Raw genomic sequence first — 16,207 nt, 5'->3', positions numbered from 1 at the left:
GTGCTGCATTATACATAGCATCAGCCCATACTTAACAATAGATAACAAATCATTTTGGGTGAGCATGGCTCTAAACTTGATTACTTATACATTTGCCTAGATACGATGCGCAGATGAAGTTAGGGGTTAACCCTATCTTTGATCCTAGAAAGGCTGGCGTGGATAATGCAGACTTCTGGATAGGCTACAGTGATGAGCATGGTCATAAATAATGGTCTTACCTATTGTTTTAAACAATAGACTGCGATATAAATTAGCCTATCAGGACTATTTCACCCACTAATTTAACGAGAAGGTTAAGGATGACTATCGATAACGACGTATTACGTGAGCGCATCAGCTTATTAGGCTCATTCCTAGGAGATGCGATTTCTCGCCAGACGGGCGAAGAAACGCTTAATACGATTGAAACCCTGCGTAAAGGTTTTATTCAACAACGCCGTGAGCCTAACGAAGCGAATAAGCGACAACTTATCGACTTCATCGCCTCGTTAGATAATCAAACCTTAAAAAACGTCATCCGCAGCTTTTCTATCTATTTCTTTTTAGCAAATCTAAGTGAGGAAAATTACTTACGCGAGCAGCGTCAAGCCTTGCGTATGCAATCCGATCAAAGCTGGGAAGGCTCGTTTCGCCGCACCTTGCTTGAATGTCGCGAACGCAATATTGAACCTGCCCAAATGCAAGAGCTGATTGAGCAGCTGAAATTTATACCCGTATTTACCGCGCATCCTACTGAAGCGCGCCGCCGTACGACCATGAATCTATTGCAGAGTCTATTTACTCATAGCGACGCCTTAAACAATCTTGCAGAAGACAGCTTTGCCTACGAACAAGCAAAAGAAAAAACGGCGCAGACGATTGATTTATTATGGTCATCGGATGAAGTGCGTACGCGTAAGCCTTTAGTTTATGACGAGATAAATAATGGCCTGCATTATTTTAATGCCAGTTTATTTAATGCCATTCCAAAGGTTTATCGCAATATTAAAGACGCCATTGTTGATATCTATCCAGAGCTAACAGACTACCCATTACCTGCTTTCATGAGCTTCGGCTCTTGGATCGGTGGCGATAGAGATGGCAATCCCTTTGTCACTCATGACACCACAGAGATGGCGGTATTGATGCATGCTGATACCGTGCTGCGTCATTATCAAGTACTGCTAAAAAAACTGCGCCGTGAACTCATTCACAGCGATACGATTATCAAGATTGCGCCAGACGTTTATGCTCGTATAAAAGCGTACGCCACTCTCGATCAAAAAGTGTTTTATTATAATCCTGACGATTACAACAATGAGCCGTACCGCAGATTGTTGTCGATTATTCTTGCCAAAATAAAAGCGACCAATCGCCACATTCAAAGCAAAGGTACAGACCTCGACGCCGCACACGATGCTTACGCCAACCCGCAAGAGTTGTTAGAAGATTTACGCATCATTCGAAAAAGTGTCAATACTCATGACAAGGCTCATGGCGAAGGGCTATTACTCGATACGATTCGTCTGGTCAAAACCTGCGGCTTTCATCTAGCAGCGCTCGATATCCGCCAAGAATCGTCTTATCATAGTGAAGTGATCGCCGATATTTTCGCCAATGCCTCAAACTTACCAGACTATCAGACGCTGGGTGAAACCGAGCGCCAAGAGTGGTTGACGCGTTTACTTGCAAAGCCGGGTACACCGCTCATTTATACCGATAACTTGACTGATAAAACACGCGAACAATTGGCATTGATGAACTCTGTGGCGACATTACGTAAACTGGTCGGGCAAGATACTTTTGGTAGTTATGTGATTTCGATGACCAATAACGCCAGTCAATTATTAGAAGTGTTGCTACTGATGCGTTTTGCAGGCTTGTGCAGGGTTGATGGTGCAGGTCAGCTGTCTGCTGACTTACCCGTTGCGCCCTTGTTTGAAACCATCGAAGATCTTAAAAATATCGATAAGATCTTACCTGCCGTGTTGGACAATCCGCTGTATCGAGGGTTGCTTGCGCACTCAGATAATACCCAAGAAATCATGCTCGGCTATTCAGACTCATCAAAAGATGGCGGCATCATTACGTCTGCATGGCAGCTTTATAGCGCGCAGCAAACCATTAACCGTATTGCTGCTGAATATGGCATCAAAACACGCCTGTTTCATGGTCGTGGTGGCTCTGTCAGTCGTGGCGGTGGCTCAACGCATAATGCAATTGCCGCTCAGCCCGCAGGGACACTGCATGGAGAAATTAAAGTCACTGAGCAGGGTGAAGTCCTTTATGCCAAATATGCCAACACCGATACTGCTGTGTTTGAGCTTACCATGGGCATCACTGGTACGCTTAAAGCGTGCTCAACAAGGTTTGTGGTGCAACCGCCTGAACTACCAAATTATGAAGCACTCTTTGCACGTTTAGCCGATGCGGGTGAACAAAGTTATCGTACGCTTACGGACCATACCGAAGGGTTTTATCAGTTCTATTCACAAGTGACGCCAGTGCAGGAAATCTCTTTATTAAATATCGGCTCGCGCCCAGCGCACCGTAACAAAGGCCTGCCAAGTAAAACAACCTTGCGGGCGATTCCTTGGGTATTTGGTTGGTCTTTAGCGCGCTTTACCCTACCAGCTTGGTACGGCGTAGGTAGTGCTCTTCATAGCGTTAAAGAAGACGAAGCTTTAATGAGAGAGATGAACAGTTGCTGGCCATTTTTTAACGTATTTATTAGCAATATTGAAATGGCTTTTACTAAGTCTGAGATGAGCATTGCTCAGGCTTATAGTCAGTTATGTGAAGATGAGGGATTACGTGAAAAGATTATGCAAGCGGTAATCGATGAGCATCATCTAACCTTCTCAGGTTTGAACTCTTTGCTTAATCAGACATCGTTATTGGCGCATCAGCAAAGCCTTGCCGCGTCACTACAATGGCGAGACGCTTATTTAGATCCGATTAATTACATCCAAATCGAGTTGTTAAAACGTGCCAGACAAAAAGACGCTACAGATAATGACGATGATCTTGCTGTTGAAGATCCATTAATCCGTAGTATCAATGCTTTGGCAGCGGGTCTACGCAATACGGGTTAATGACTGACGTGGTTGAATAATTGCTGAGAGAGTATGCATGGGTAATTACTTATGTGTACAGCTCAGCAAAGTCGTTGTCAGCGAGATGTCTTACTTTATATAAGTGCAGTTCATTTGGTTGTTAGTGGACTTGGCAATTTGTTAGCGAATAATATTGTCACAGCAACCTGCTTGTTTGATATGTGCTCTCTGATAATTTCGAGGCAGTTTAACCTTAAAATCTACAGATTTATAATGATATTTAAGCAGGCGGTAAACCTTTATAAGCTCTTTGTAATAAGCCTTCTAGTTCATCGTAATTGTATTCACGAGGATTATAATAAGGGCTGTCACAAACGATTCTTGCTACCTCAAAAGGGCCTTCTTTGGGCAAGCCAATATCTTTTAAAGCCAATTCAATACCTAAAGACTCATTTAGACGATAAATTGCCAAACCAACTTCTTCTCGATTACTGACATCCAAAGCCTCTGCCAGTCTATCCATCGCTTCAATATCAGCGTTACGATTGTAGTGTACTGAATACGCAAGCGTAATGGCATGTGCTTGCGCATGCGGTAGGTTAAAAGTGCCACCTAGGGTATGGCAGATTTTATGATGAATGGCCATACCAACCGAACCAAGACAAATACCCGCAAGCCATGCACCATAGCTTGCTTTTTGGCGGGCTGAAATATTGGTGAGCTCTTTGACAAGCACAGGCAAGGAAGACTTTAATGCTTTGATAGATTCAATCGCCATCAGGCTGATGATTGGGTTTTTGTCCTTAGCATATAACGCTTCTACAGCGTGTGCCATAGCATTCATACCTGAGCAAGCTGAGATTTTAGCGGGTAATGCTTGGTTTAACTTCGGATCATAAATCACTACCTTAGGTAGGACATGACTGTCTTTGCCAGTGGTTTTTAGATTGTTTTTGGTCAAACCATAAATAGTTGTCATCTCGCTACCAGCATAGGTAGTCGGTATGGCAACGATAGGTAAATGTGTTTTCAAAGCAATTATTTTGGCAAGTCCAATTGTAGAGCCGCCGCCCAAAGTCAGACAACAATCAATATCACTCTCTTTGGCAAATTCTACTGCTTTATTCGCCACGTCAACTGGCACATGCATGACAGCATGCGGATACAGGCCTGCACAGATTTCTTGTAGTTCTTTTGCCAATTTACGACCCGCTTCTTCTTGACCCGGTGTCGTAATCACTAATACCTTATGATAACCATGCTGAAGTAATATATCTTTGGTTTCAGCTGACTTTCCCACGCCAAAATGAACGTCAACTGGTAAGGCTTTATAATGAAATTCTTGCATAAAATTATCCTTTTATGAGTTCATATTGGGATTCTTAATGAGTGCAGAGTCTCTCAAATTTGCTCAGGCTTATAATCAAACCCTTCTATATCATAAAACTGATAAGTTACTTCTAACAAGGTTTTTAGCAATTCTGATTTATCAAAGTGTCTAACACTCATAATGATAGGTGACGTTAATAGATCGTTTTCAAATGGAATATAAATCACTTCCTGACTACGCAAATGCTCTAAGGTCTTAGGCACGATCGTCAAACCTTCTCCTGCTGCGACTAATCCTAAAGCGACATGCAGCTCTCGCACCTCAGTAAAATAGTTAGCTTTTAGGTTACGAAATTCAAATAGCTCCAAGACATAGTCAATAAAACTGGGACGAGGTCCGGTGGGATAGAGTATCAATTTCTCATTGGTTAAATCCATGAGACTTACTACTCTACTTTGCTCTTTTGCTAAGTCATGGTCTTTGGGAACCGCGACTACTAAGCTTTCTTCTCTTAATAATATACGCCTAATAGAAGCGTCCTCAAATAACATCCGTCCAAAACCCACATCTATTTTACCCTCTGTAAGGGCTTGTGTTTGCTCCCATGAGTTAAGCTCTTGCAGCTTAATCTCTATATTTGGATAGCATGCGCGAAAGCGGGCAATAATTTTCGGTAAGATGCCATAGAGTATCGAGGACACAAAACCTATAGATATTGAGTTATCAAAATTAGCCTTACGCATTGTCATAGATTTTAATTTGTCAGACTTTGCGAGTATCTGAACAGCATGATCATAAAAAAACTCGCCAGCCTCAGTAAGTTTCAAAGGTCTATTATCTCTATCAATCAGCATCACCCCGACTTCTTCTTCCAACTGCTTTATTTGCCGGCTCAGTGGCGGTTGTGAAATATACAAACGCTCTGCTGCCTTATTAAAGCTCTTTTCCTCTGCTACTGCTACAAAGTAGCGTAAATGTCTCAATTCCATTGAATGTTATTCCTTGAGTGACCTTACAGGGTTGTCGATACCTAAAGAACATAACATAGTGCAATCTAGTTATCAAAATACCTAAAAGGTATTAATAATAGACTAAATAGGTCTTAGACATGTCGTTATCTAGCATCTATAGTTCTTATTAAGCATAAGGAAGCACCATTTACTTAATAGGGACTGTCATGATTCGTTCAATCAATACTTTATTGGTACCGATACCTACTATAAGAGCTCATAAGCTCGCTTGTACCGTTATGAACGAACAAGTTTTGGTGTTGGTGCACATTCAAACAGAAGATGGCTATGAAGGTTGGGGCGAAGCGACCACCATTGGCGGTCTAAGCTATGCAGAAGAAAGCCCTCATAGCATCAAGACTAATATAGACACCTACTTTACGCCTCTTTTATTAAAAGAACAGCCTACTAGCACAGCGAAAGCCATGCAGCTGCTAAGTCTTCATATTAATGGCAACCGCTTTGCAAAGTGCGCGATTGAAACTGCCCTACTCGACATTGAAGGCAAACGCCTAAACCTACCAGTAAGTGAGCTGATTGGTGGTCGTGTTCGTGACCGTATCGAAGTGGCATGGACGCTTGCCAGCGGCAATACAGCGACCGATATCGCCGAAGCTGAGCGCATGATTGAGCAAAAGCGCCATCGCATTTTTAAATTAAAAATCGGTAGCAATCCGATTATTGATGATGTTGCCCACGTATTGGCTATCAAAAAAGCGCTGCCTGATTGCCGCATTACGGTTGATGTTAACCAAGCATGGACAGAGCTTGAGGCAATGCAAGGTATTAGCCTATTGCAAGCTGGCGGCGTTGATTTAATCGAACAACCTGTCTCAATGCGTAATAAAGCCGCACTAAAACGCTTAACCGAACATTTCGATGTGGCCATTATGGCGGATGAAATTGTCCAAGATCCTCAGAATGCTTTTACCTTAGCAGCAGATCATTGTGCTGACGTCTTTGCCGTGAAAATCAATCAAGCAGGCGGATTAAAAGCGGCATGCTTAATCGGACAAATGGCACATCTAGCAGGTATCGAGCTCTATGGTGGCACCATGTTAGAAGGTCCTATCGGTACAGCCGCATCCGCCCATGTGTTCTCAACATACCCCAGTTTAAATTTCGATACAGAGCTATTTGGTCCTTTGCTATTAACCGAAGACGTTTTAGTACAGCCTCTTGATTATCAAGATTTTGGTTTAAATGTACCTACGGGCGCAGGTCTTGGTATCGAAGTAGATAGCGATAAAGTCTATCATTACGCCAAACAAGCAATCACTAATTCACTTAAATCATCGAAGCCGCAATTTGCCACTAATGCTCAAACTGAAATACTGTAACAGCTAAAAAATTATCCGTCATCAAATATAAGGAAATGATTATGTTATACCACGTCAGAATGGATGTCTTAATCCCAACAGATATGGACGCCGACAAGGTCAACGAGCTTAAAGCCACCGAAAAAGCATTATCACAAAAGCTCCAAGAGCAAGGTAAATGGCGTCATATTTGGCGCATAGCCGGTCAGTACTCTAACTTCAGCATCTTTGATGTTGAGAGTAATGAAGAACTACACGACATTATGATGTCGCTTCCGCTGTACCCGTATATGAATGTTGAAGTAACCCCATTGTTACGTCATCCATCATCTGTTCGTAGTGATGACAGCTAAAGCAAGCCAGTACAGCTGATATCAGAATCTATAAAAACTGAGTAAGAATACTCAATGTAGTTACCTTTTAATAAAACAGTCCTCAACAAGGAGAGAGACATGGAACGCAGCCAAATTGAAGCATTAGCCACGCAATTCATCAAAGGCAAAATTGACTTCCCAGAACAAGTCAATCCACGCGTACAAGAGATTGTATTACGTATCGTCACCGACCTAATGCAAACGATTAATGACTTAAAAATCACCGCCGATGAATATTGGTCTGGCGTTGAGTTTATCGGTGATTTGGGCAAAGAAGCTGGTTTATTATCACCCGGTCTTGGTTTTGATCACTTCATGGATTTAATGATTGAAGAGGATTTGAAAGCAGCGGGTCTTGATGGCGGCACTATACGTACGATCGAGGGGCCACTCTATGTCGCTGGTGCGCCAGAAGCAAAAGGCTTTGCGCGTCTAGACGATGGTACAGACCTTGATAATGGTACCGTGCTGTTTATGCAAGGCACTGTTTATGATAACGATGGCAAGCCACTACCAAATGCTAAAGTTGAAGTCTGGCATGCCAACAGCTTAGGCAACTACTCTTTCTTTGATGAGTCACAGTCAGAATTTAACCTACGTCGCAGCATCATCACCGACGAAAACGGCAATTATGCCTTCCGCAGTATTGTACCGCTAGGTTACTCAGTGCCACCAGACGGCATGACGCAAAAAGTATTGGGTCCATTAGGACGTCATGGTAATCGCCCTGCTCACATTCACTTTTTTGCCAGTGCGGATGGTCATCGTAAATTGACCACGCAAATTAACATCGATGGCGATGAGTATCTATGGGATGACTTTGCTTTTGCCAGTCGTGAAGGCTTGGTGCCAGAAGTGACCATGGTTGAAGATGCGGACAAGTTAAAAGAAAAAGCACTGGATAAGCCTTATGCCAGTATCGACTTTGACTTTCATTTAGTAAAAGACCTAGACCCAGCGGTGCAAGGCAGTGAAGTAGAACGCCGCCGTGCCCAAGGTTAATTTACATTTATATGAAATAGCACTCATTAATCATTACTAGCGACTTGCGTTTGATACGTCATCAACTGACGTATCAAACCATAATGACTACTCTTATTTATCTCCGTTATTATCCAAGGAAGGCAGCCATGAGCGAACGTATCAATCTAGTACCTGAGAAATCAGACATCTCTATCGATGGTTTTTTAGAGGAAAACAGTGAAAAGGGGATTTATCGCCTGCATCGTAGCGCCTTCACTAACGAAGAGTTGTTCGAGCTTGAGATGAAGTACATCTTTGAAAACAATTGGGTGTATTTGGCTCATGAGTCTCAAGTTCCTGATAACAACGACTACTACACCTCATACATTGGCCGTCAGCCCGTCATTCTTGCCCGCAATAAAAAAGGCGATTTGCACTGCATGATTAATTCATGCTCACACCGCGGCGCACAGCTCTGCCGTCATAAGAAAGGCAATAAAGCCACTTATACCTGCCCATTCCACGGTTGGACCTTTAACAACTCAGGCAAGCTGCTTAAAGTTAAAGACCCAAGACATGCAGGCTATCCAGAATGCTTCAATAAAGAAGGCTCACACGACTTAAAACAAGTGAAGATGGCTAATTATAAAGGCTTTATCTTTGCCAGCTTAAATGATGATGTTCAGCCAATCGGAGACTGGCTTGGTGGCTCTACCAAAATTCTTGACATGATTGTCAATCAATCGCCAGAAGGTCTAGAAGTGTTACGCGGCACCTCAACCTATACCTTTGATGGTAACTGGAAGCTGCAAGCTGAAAACGGTGCCGACGGCTATCACGTATCAGCCGTCCATTGGAACTACGCTGCGACAACTGCGCGCCGTAAAGAAGCTGAAGCTGTCAAAGAAGACAATATCAAAGCCATGAACGCTGGCAAATGGGGTCGACAAGGCGGTGGGTTTTATTCTTTTGAAAACGGTCACATGCTGTTATGGACACAGTGGGAAAACCCACAAGACCGTCCAAACTACGCTTATCGCGATGAGTATGTCGCCAGCTACGGTGAAGCCATGGCGGACTGGATGATTGAACGCTCACGTAACTTATGCCTATATCCAAACGTCTACATCATGGATCAGTTCGGCTCACAAATTCGTATGCTCCGCCCTATCGCGGTTGACAAAACTGAAGTTAGCATTTGGTGTATCGCACCAAAAGGCGAAAGCGATGAGTCACGTGCACGCCGTATCCGTCAGTATGAAGATTTCTTTAACGTTACTGGTATGGCAACCCCTGATGACTTAGAAGAGTTCCGCTCATGCCAAGAAGGTTATAACGGTATCAAGCTTGAATGGAATGATATGTGCCGAGGCTCCGAGCACTGGATTCAAGGTGCAGATGAAGGCGCGGCCGCTATTGACCTCAAACCTTTAATGAGTGGTGTTAAGACTGAAGATGAAGGACTATATACCGTCCAACATCGCTACTGGCATGAAGAGATGAAAAAAGCTCTAGAGCAAGAGCAGCAGCTACACGGTGCTAATAGCGACTGATACATTTTTATTATTACTCTGCTATTTATTGTAGAACTGACAAAAAATAAGGATATCAATCATGAAAAATGCAACGGTTAACATTGAAGACATTAGACAGTTTCTATACCGTGAAGCGCGTTTATTGGATGAGAAAAAATGGGAAGAATGGCTTACTTATTACGATGAAGACTGCCCTTTCTGGATGCCAAGTTGGGATGATGATGGTCAGCTCATCAGCGACCCACAACGAGAAATCTCGCTGATTTATTATCCGGATCGCCGTGGTCTTGAAGATCGTATCTTCCGCATTGAGACTGAACGTTCATCAGCGACCATTCCTGATACGCGTACCACGCACAATTTATCGAATATTGAACTACTCGAAGACAATGACGGTATTGTGACGGTGCGTTTCAACTGGATCAACAAGTCCTTTCGCTATCACGAGACCAATACCTATTGGGGTTACTCTCAGTACAAAATAGACATGACTCAAGACCAACCAAAAATTTTGGATAAGTATGTGGTCTTAAAAGACGACTATGTGCATCAAATCATGGATGTCTATCACGTCTAATCATTATTCACTCATTATTTAGCCACTAGCTTTTAATTAATACGTGTTGAAAAGGGATATTTCTCATGGAATATAATATTGCTCTACAGTTCGAAGACGGCGTCACAGGCTTCATCAAATGTGAAGCCGACGAAACCGTCGCCGAAGCCGCTTATCGTCAAAAATTCAATATCCCTGTGGATTGCCTTGATGGCGCTTGCGGTACTTGCCGTTGCCATTGTGAATCTGGCAGCTACGACATGCACCCTGATATGTATATCGAAGATGCACTGACAGAAGCTGAAGCTGCTGAAGGTTATGTACTCACCTGTCAGATGATTCCAGAAAGCGACTGCGTGATCAAAGTACCAACCTCCTCTGAAGCCTGCAAAGTCGGCAAGTCTGTATTCAAAGGCAAACTACAACAGCTGAATGTACTGTCAGAATCTACCATTCACTTTGGCGTCGAAGTCGACAATCCAGATGCGCTAGTATTTTTGCCAGGCCAGTATGTCAATGTCAGTATTCCTGATTCTAACGAGACACGCTCCTATTCGTTTAGCTCTATACCTAGTGCCAAGCAGGCTGAGTTCGTCGTTCGTAATATTCCTAACGGTAAGATGAGTACTTTTTTATCTGACATCGCTGAAATTGGCCAAGATATGGATTTCGAAGGCCCATTTGGTAGCTTTTACCTGCGTCCTCTTGTTCGTCCGACATTATTCCTAGCAGGTGGTACCGGTATCGCGCCTTTCTTATCGATGCTAAAAAGTTTAGAAGTGTCTGGTGCTCATCATCCTGTCAGAATGGTCTACGGCGTCACCAACGACTTTGATCTGATAGAAGTTGAGAAACTGGAAGAGGTAAAACAAAACCACCCTTGGTTTGACTACCGCACCTGTGTTGCCAATGAAGACAGCCAGCATGAGCGTAAAGGCTATGTTACCGGTCATGTTGATAATGAGTGGCTGAACGATGGTGACGTCGATGTCTACTTGTGTGGTCCGTTAGGGATGGTGGATGCGGTGAGTAACTGGTTAGACAGCAGCAATCTAAAACCGAGTAATTTTTACTATGAAAAATTCACGCCCAGTGAACAATAACGTAGCCTAGCCGTATTACTCTACTAGCAAAGCATGAGCAAGATTTTTAGGAGACTGTCATGAGTAAAAGATTTGATAATAAAGTATGTATCGTTACGGGTGCCGCCCAAGGCATCGGGCGCGGAGTCGCATTACGCCTAGCAAGTGAGGGCGGAAAAATCGTCATGGCAGACTTTTCTCCATTAGTAGAAGAGGTGCTGGCTGAAATCATCGCTAATGGTGGAGAAGCCGTTACCATTCAAGCTGACCTTGAAACCCATCAAGGTGCTAAAGAGGCTATTGATAAGGCACTTGATAGCTATGGGCGTATCGATATATTAGTCAACAATGTCGGCGGCGCAATATGGATGAAACCTTTTACCAGCTTCTCTGAAGCAGAAATCCAAAAGGAAATCAGCCGCTCATTATTTCCAACATTATGGTGTTGTCATGCTGTTTTACCAACCATGGTCAAACAGCAATCAGGCACTATTGTTAATGTGTCCTCTATCGCTACTCGCGGTATCAACCGCATACCCTATTCGACAGCGAAAGGCGGCGTGAACGCCATGACCGCATCGCTCGCTTTTGAGTATGCAAACGATGGTATCCGTGTGAATGCTGTGGCAACTGGCGGTACTGAAGCGCCACCCAGAAAGATTCCACGTAACGCCAAACCATTAACTGATGATGAAAAATCATGGATGAATGCGGTGGTTGATCAGACCATTGATCGCACCTTTATGAAACGCTACGGCACGATTGATGAGCAAGTCAATGCCATCTTGTTTTTAGCATCCGATGAGTCTTCTTATATTACTGGAAGTACCATTCCTGTGGGCGGTGGCGACGAAGGCTAATAATAAATCTGCCAATCAGTAGCATGCATCTTAATTTGCAACCCCGTAACGAATGCTAATTTGCAAGGAAGCAATATGGCCTCTGTAATCCAAACCTTAAAAAGCGACTGGTCGCTCTCCGCATCGGTTGCAGGGTTCTTAGCGGTTCTTATTTCTTATGCGGGGCCTTTAATTATTTTTTTTCAGGCCGCACAAGCCGCACAAGTATCAGATGCCATGATGGCGTCTTGGATTTGGGGTATCTCCATCGGTGCTGCCATTCCTGGTATATATTTATCCATTAAATATAAAACACCGGTTATTACAGCATGGTCCGCCCCTGGTACCGCTTTACTGGTTACCCTATTTCCACAGATGAGTATTAATGAAGCTGTTGCCGGTTATATCATCTCAGCGATTGTCATATTTATCGTGGGGGCAACAGGTTACTTCGACAAAATATTAAAATGGATTCCTAACGGTATCGCCGCTGGCATGATGGCAGGGATTCTATTTCAATTCGGCTTAGAATTATTTAAAGCCACTGATAGCATGCCATTTATCGTCTTTAGCATGCTCGGTTGCTATTTATTAGCCAAACGCTTTTCGCCGCGCTATACGATGATTTGGGTACTACTGTGCGGTGTTATCTTAAGCGTCTTACTTGGCAAAATGAACCCTGTCAATTTCGATTTAGCTATCACTATACCTACTTTTATTGCCCCTGAATGGTCGTGGAACTCAACGTTTAACCTCGCTATACCACTCATCCTTGTGAGCTTAACTGGTCAATTCTTACCCGGTATGGCTATTTTAAATCTTAGCGGTTACGACACGCCAGCCAAGCCTATTGTAAGTGTTACAAGCCTCGCCTCGTTAGCAGTTGCATGTGTTGGTGGTATCACTATCGTACTTGCCGCTATCACAGCCGCGCTTTGTACTGGCAAAGATGCGCATGAACTTAAGGAAAAGCGCTATATCGCAGGTGTCGCTAATGGCATCTTCTATTTATTTGGCGGTTTATTTGCTAGCAGTATCGTGATGGTATTTAGCTTACTTCCAAAAGAGCTTGTCGCGGCACTGGCCGGCCTTGCATTAATCGGTGCCATTTCTGCCAATATCACCATTGCTATGAAAAATGATGAGCAAAGAGATGCAGCGTTAATTACCTTTTTGGCGACAGCATCGGGTATGAGCTTTTTGGGATTAAGCTCTGTTTTTTGGGGCATTCTTATTGGCATGATTGCTCACTATATTCTGACCAAAAAACGCCTACTACCAACATCATCTATCTCATTAACGACCTCTAATAATGAAGCCAATTAAGAGCAAGTCTCTTACGAAAAAAATTAAGTAGTGTCAGAGCAATGAGTCCAACCCATGTACCACTTATTAATTTTAAAGACACTACCTCATATGACTTTTTATAGGATATAAACATGATTAACAAAGCAGAGAAAAATATCACTGACGTACTGAGTCAAATCAAAGATGGCGCTACCATCATGATTGGTGGCTTTGGCACAGCGGGTCAACCCGCTGAACTCATTGATGGACTTATTAATTTAGGTGTAAAGGATTTGGTCATCATTAATAATAATGCCGGTAATGGCGATCACGGCCTTGCCAAGCTCTTAAAAACAGGTGCTGTGCGTAAGATAATTTGCTCTTTCCCGCGTCAATCGGATTCTTGGGTATTTGATGAGCTTTATCATGCTGGCAAGATTGAGCTGGAGCTAGTACCACAAGGGAATTTGGCTTGCCGCATTCAAGCAGCTGGTATGGGACTCGGTGCGGTATATACGCCCACAGGCTTTGGTACTTTACTGGCAGAAGGTAAAGAGACTCGAGAAATCGATGGTAAACACTATGTTCTTGAATATCCCATTAAGGCTGATTTTGCTTTAATCAAAGCTTCTAGAGGCGATCGCTGGGGAAACTTGGTGTACCGCAAGTCTGCCCGTAACTTTGGTCCAATTATGGCAATGGCAGCTGACGTGACTATCGCCCAAGTCTCCGAAACGGTTGAGCTTGGCGCGCTTGATCCTGAACACATTATTACGCCGGGTATTTTTGTGCAGCATGTGGTGCAAATTCAGCCTGCTAGCACTGAATCTGCTAGCGCTGAACTTTCTAACACAGCTACTACAGCCACCGCTTAATACTGCTAATTATAAGGAGCATCATCATGAGCCATACTTCCTACACCGTTTTGACCCGCGATCAAATCGCTGAGCGCGCTGCACAAGATATTCCAGATGGTGCCTATGTCAATTTAGGCATCGGACTACCAACCAAAATTGCCCAATACTTACCGGATGATAAAGATGTCTTTTTGCATTCAGAAAACGGTTTATTAGCTTTTGGACCCCCACCTGCTAAAGGTGAAGAAGATCCCGAGCTGATTAATGCCGGAAAAGAGTACGTCACCATGCTCGATGGCGGTAGCTTCTTTCATCATGGCGACTCCTTTGCCATGATGCGCGGTGGTCATATCGATATTTGCGTATTGGGTGCGTTTCAAGTGGCTGCCAATGGCGACTTAGCCAACTGGAGCACGGGTGCGCCAGATGCAATACCTGCGGTTGGCGGCGCTATGGACTTAGCCGTCGGTGCCAAAAAAGTCTTTGTGATGACCAATCACACCACCAAAACTGGCGACCCTAAAATCGTTAGCAAGCTTACCTACCCCGTGACTGGCAAAAACTGTGTTGATCGTATTTATACTGACTTATGTGTCATTGATGTCACTGATAAAGGTTTGGCCGTCACTGAAATGGTCGATGGCTTAAGCTTTGCGGACTTACAAGCATTGACGGGTGCGACGCTAATTGACGCTACAAATTCAAAATAATAAAAAGGACAAGGATGATGACTGATTCAATCACTGGTTTAAATAATGCTTATATTATTGATGCCATTCGCACCCCTTTTGGTCGCTACGGCGGCGGTCTAGCACCAGTACGTGCCGATGATTTAGGGGCTATACCTATCAAGGCGCTAATCAAACGTAATGCCAATGTCGATTGGGTAAAAGTAGATGACGTTATTTACGGCTGTGCTAATCAGAGCGGTGAAGACAATCGCAACGTCGGGCGTATGTCGTCGTTACTAGCTGGCCTACCTTATCAAGTGCCTGCCACTACGGTGAATCGCTTATGCGGCTCGTCAATGGATGCGTTAGCGATAGCGGCTCGTGCGATTAAAGCGGGTGAAGCCAACCTTATTATTGCAGGTGGTGTTGAGAGCATGAGCCGTGCGCCATTGGTAATGGGCAAGTCAGATCAAGCGTTTGGTCGTAGTCAAAAGCTCGAAGATACCACTATGGGCTGGCGCTTTATCAATCCAAAGCTTGATGAGCTATATGGTACGGAGACCATGCCACAAACCGCCGAAAACGTCGCAGAGCAATTCAATATCAATCGCGCTGACCAAGATGCATTTTCATTACGTAGCCAACAACGTACCGCAGTGGCGCAAGAAGCAGGATTCTTCAAAGATGAGATTACTCCAGTCAGCATCCCGCAGCGTAAAGGTGATCCTGTCACTGTCGATACCGATGAGCATCCTCGCGCTGACACCACCCTTGAAAAGTTGACCAAACTGCGTCCTATCGTCACCGCAGATGGTACGGTGACTGCTGGTAATGCCTCTGGGATCAATGATGGTGCAGCAGCCTTCCTAGTAGCGTCAGAGCAAGCGGTTAAAGAATTTAATCTAAAGCCGCGTGCACGTATTGTGGCCTCAACTACGGTAGGCGTTGAACCGCGTATTATGGGCTTTGCTCCAGCACCGGCGATGAAAAAGCTGCTTAAGCAAACTGGACTGTCAATCGATGAGATGGATGTCATTGAATTAAACGAAGCCTTTGCCGCCCAAGCTCTCGCTTGTACGCGTGACTTAGGGTTAGCTGATGATAGCACGCGCGTCAACCCTAATGGCGGTGCCATTGCCCTTGGTCATCCACTCGGTGCCTCAGGAGCACGTTTGATTTTAACTGCACTTAATCAACTTGAGAAAACTGATAAGCGTTATGCCATCTGCTCGATGTGTATTGGCGTTGGACAAGGTATCGCAATGATTATTGAGCGGGTTAATGACCAAGCGTAATACTCATCCCTACATATGCCTTCAACATTTTAATCCTAAATAAGGATGCTT

The 16,207-nt window shown here is 44.0% G+C and carries 14 protein-coding genes; 12 read left to right on the top strand and 2 right to left on the bottom strand.

Going from position 1 to position 16,207, the window contains the following annotated elements; translation table 11 throughout:
• Positions 1-302: 302 nt before the first annotated feature.
• On the top strand, positions 303-3,077 hold the full coding sequence (gene ppc, locus ACP7AA_RS03440) for a phosphoenolpyruvate carboxylase (protein ID WP_426222668.1): 2,775 nt from the start codon (positions 303-305) through the stop codon (positions 3,075-3,077).
• A gap of 241 nt (positions 3,078-3,318) precedes the next feature.
• Here the strand turns inward: ppc and ACP7AA_RS03435 are convergent, their stop codons facing one another.
• Both ACP7AA_RS03435 and ACP7AA_RS03430 read right to left on the bottom strand, forming a co-directional pair.
• Positions 3,319-4,386, bottom strand: a complete 1,068-nt coding sequence (locus tag ACP7AA_RS03435; RefSeq protein ID WP_426222667.1) for a maleylacetate reductase — start codon at positions 4,384-4,386, stop codon at positions 3,319-3,321.
• 53 nt (positions 4,387-4,439) lie between these two features.
• Positions 4,440-5,357 carry a LysR family transcriptional regulator gene (locus ACP7AA_RS03430; protein WP_426222666.1) on the bottom strand — a complete coding sequence of 306 codons (918 nt, stop codon included), beginning with the start codon at positions 5,355-5,357 and terminating at the stop codon, positions 4,440-4,442.
• Between the two features lie 188 nt (positions 5,358-5,545).
• On the opposite strand from ACP7AA_RS03430, the gene ACP7AA_RS03425 reads away from it, so the two are divergent.
• The 11 genes from ACP7AA_RS03425 to pcaF all read left to right on the top strand — a co-directional run bounded on the left by ACP7AA_RS03425 (position 5,546) and on the right by pcaF (position 16,156).
• Positions 5,546-6,718, top strand: coding sequence for a muconate/chloromuconate family cycloisomerase (locus ACP7AA_RS03425; RefSeq protein ID WP_426222665.1), 1,173 nt, complete (start codon positions 5,546-5,548; stop codon positions 6,716-6,718).
• A 41-nt stretch (positions 6,719-6,759) separates the two neighbouring features.
• On the top strand, positions 6,760-7,050 hold the full coding sequence (catC, locus tag ACP7AA_RS03420; RefSeq protein WP_426222664.1) for a muconolactone Delta-isomerase: 291 nt from the start codon (positions 6,760-6,762) through the stop codon (positions 7,048-7,050).
• A gap of 99 nt (positions 7,051-7,149) precedes the next feature.
• Positions 7,150-8,073 (top strand): catechol 1,2-dioxygenase, encoded by a 924-nt coding sequence (gene catA, locus ACP7AA_RS03415; RefSeq protein ID WP_426222663.1) that lies wholly within the window; start codon positions 7,150-7,152, stop codon positions 8,071-8,073.
• A 128-nt stretch (positions 8,074-8,201) separates the two neighbouring features.
• A complete protein-coding gene (gene benA, locus ACP7AA_RS03410) occupies positions 8,202-9,587 on the top strand; it encodes a benzoate 1,2-dioxygenase large subunit (RefSeq protein ID WP_426222662.1) in 1,386 nt (461 codons plus the stop codon).
• A gap of 61 nt (positions 9,588-9,648) precedes the next feature.
• Complete coding sequence (gene benB, locus ACP7AA_RS03405; RefSeq protein WP_020443471.1) at positions 9,649-10,146, top strand: benzoate 1,2-dioxygenase small subunit; 498 nt, start codon at positions 9,649-9,651, stop codon at positions 10,144-10,146.
• Between the two features lie 65 nt (positions 10,147-10,211).
• Positions 10,212-11,228 carry a benzoate 1,2-dioxygenase electron transfer component BenC gene (gene benC / locus ACP7AA_RS03400; RefSeq protein ID WP_426222661.1) on the top strand — a complete coding sequence of 339 codons (1,017 nt, stop codon included), beginning with the start codon at positions 10,212-10,214 and terminating at the stop codon, positions 11,226-11,228.
• A 59-nt stretch (positions 11,229-11,287) separates the two neighbouring features.
• Positions 11,288-12,067: a 1,6-dihydroxycyclohexa-2,4-diene-1-carboxylate dehydrogenase gene (locus ACP7AA_RS03395; protein WP_020443469.1), complete on the top strand. Its 780-nt coding sequence runs from the start codon at positions 11,288-11,290 to the stop codon at positions 12,065-12,067.
• Between the two features lie 75 nt (positions 12,068-12,142).
• Positions 12,143-13,372 (top strand): benzoate/H(+) symporter BenE, encoded by a 1,230-nt coding sequence (benE, locus tag ACP7AA_RS03390; RefSeq protein WP_426222660.1) that lies wholly within the window; start codon positions 12,143-12,145, stop codon positions 13,370-13,372.
• Positions 13,373-13,485: 113 nt separating this feature from the next.
• Positions 13,486-14,208, top strand: a complete 723-nt coding sequence (locus ACP7AA_RS03385) for a 3-oxoacid CoA-transferase subunit A (RefSeq protein WP_426222659.1) — start codon at positions 13,486-13,488, stop codon at positions 14,206-14,208.
• A gap of 26 nt (positions 14,209-14,234) precedes the next feature.
• Positions 14,235-14,900, top strand: coding sequence for a 3-oxoacid CoA-transferase subunit B (locus ACP7AA_RS03380; protein WP_286797643.1), 666 nt, complete (start codon positions 14,235-14,237; stop codon positions 14,898-14,900).
• A 17-nt stretch (positions 14,901-14,917) separates the two neighbouring features.
• Positions 14,918-16,156 (top strand): 3-oxoadipyl-CoA thiolase, encoded by a 1,239-nt coding sequence (gene pcaF, locus ACP7AA_RS03375; protein ID WP_426222968.1) that lies wholly within the window; start codon positions 14,918-14,920, stop codon positions 16,154-16,156.
• The last annotated feature ends 51 nt before the right edge of the window (positions 16,157-16,207 follow it).

Source organism: Psychrobacter sp. DWR1-2-3 (assembly GCF_049896465.1).
Classification (GTDB): Bacteria; Pseudomonadota; Gammaproteobacteria; order Pseudomonadales; family Moraxellaceae; genus Psychrobacter; species Psychrobacter maritimus.
The sequence above is the reverse complement of the archived record's forward strand: the minus strand, read 5'-3'. Positions and strand labels throughout refer to the sequence as shown.

Bases quoted from the DNA above. Each gene is read 5' to 3' on its own strand.
- ppc (WP_426222668.1), top strand. From the start codon at position 303: ATGACTATCGATAACGACGTATTACGTGAGCGCATCAGCTTATTAGGC.
- ACP7AA_RS03435 (WP_426222667.1), bottom strand. From the start codon at position 4,386: ATGCAAGAATTTCATTATAAAGCCTTACCAGTTGACGTTCATTTTGGC.
- ACP7AA_RS03430 (WP_426222666.1), bottom strand. From the start codon at position 5,357: ATGGAATTGAGACATTTACGCTACTTTGTAGCAGTAGCAGAGGAAAAG.
- ACP7AA_RS03425 (WP_426222665.1), top strand. From the start codon at position 5,546: ATGATTCGTTCAATCAATACTTTATTGGTACCGATACCTACTATAAGA.
- catC (WP_426222664.1), top strand. From the start codon at position 6,760: ATGTTATACCACGTCAGAATGGATGTCTTAATCCCAACAGATATGGAC.
- catA (WP_426222663.1), top strand. From the start codon at position 7,150: ATGGAACGCAGCCAAATTGAAGCATTAGCCACGCAATTCATCAAAGGC.
- benA (WP_426222662.1), top strand. From the start codon at position 8,202: ATGAGCGAACGTATCAATCTAGTACCTGAGAAATCAGACATCTCTATC.
- benB (WP_020443471.1), top strand. From the start codon at position 9,649: ATGAAAAATGCAACGGTTAACATTGAAGACATTAGACAGTTTCTATAC.
- benC (WP_426222661.1), top strand. From the start codon at position 10,212: ATGGAATATAATATTGCTCTACAGTTCGAAGACGGCGTCACAGGCTTC.
- ACP7AA_RS03395 (WP_020443469.1), top strand. From the start codon at position 11,288: ATGAGTAAAAGATTTGATAATAAAGTATGTATCGTTACGGGTGCCGCC.
- benE (WP_426222660.1), top strand. From the start codon at position 12,143: ATGGCCTCTGTAATCCAAACCTTAAAAAGCGACTGGTCGCTCTCCGCA.
- ACP7AA_RS03385 (WP_426222659.1), top strand. From the start codon at position 13,486: ATGATTAACAAAGCAGAGAAAAATATCACTGACGTACTGAGTCAAATC.
- ACP7AA_RS03380 (WP_286797643.1), top strand. From the start codon at position 14,235: ATGAGCCATACTTCCTACACCGTTTTGACCCGCGATCAAATCGCTGAG.
- pcaF (WP_426222968.1), top strand. From the start codon at position 14,918: ATGACTGATTCAATCACTGGTTTAAATAATGCTTATATTATTGATGCC.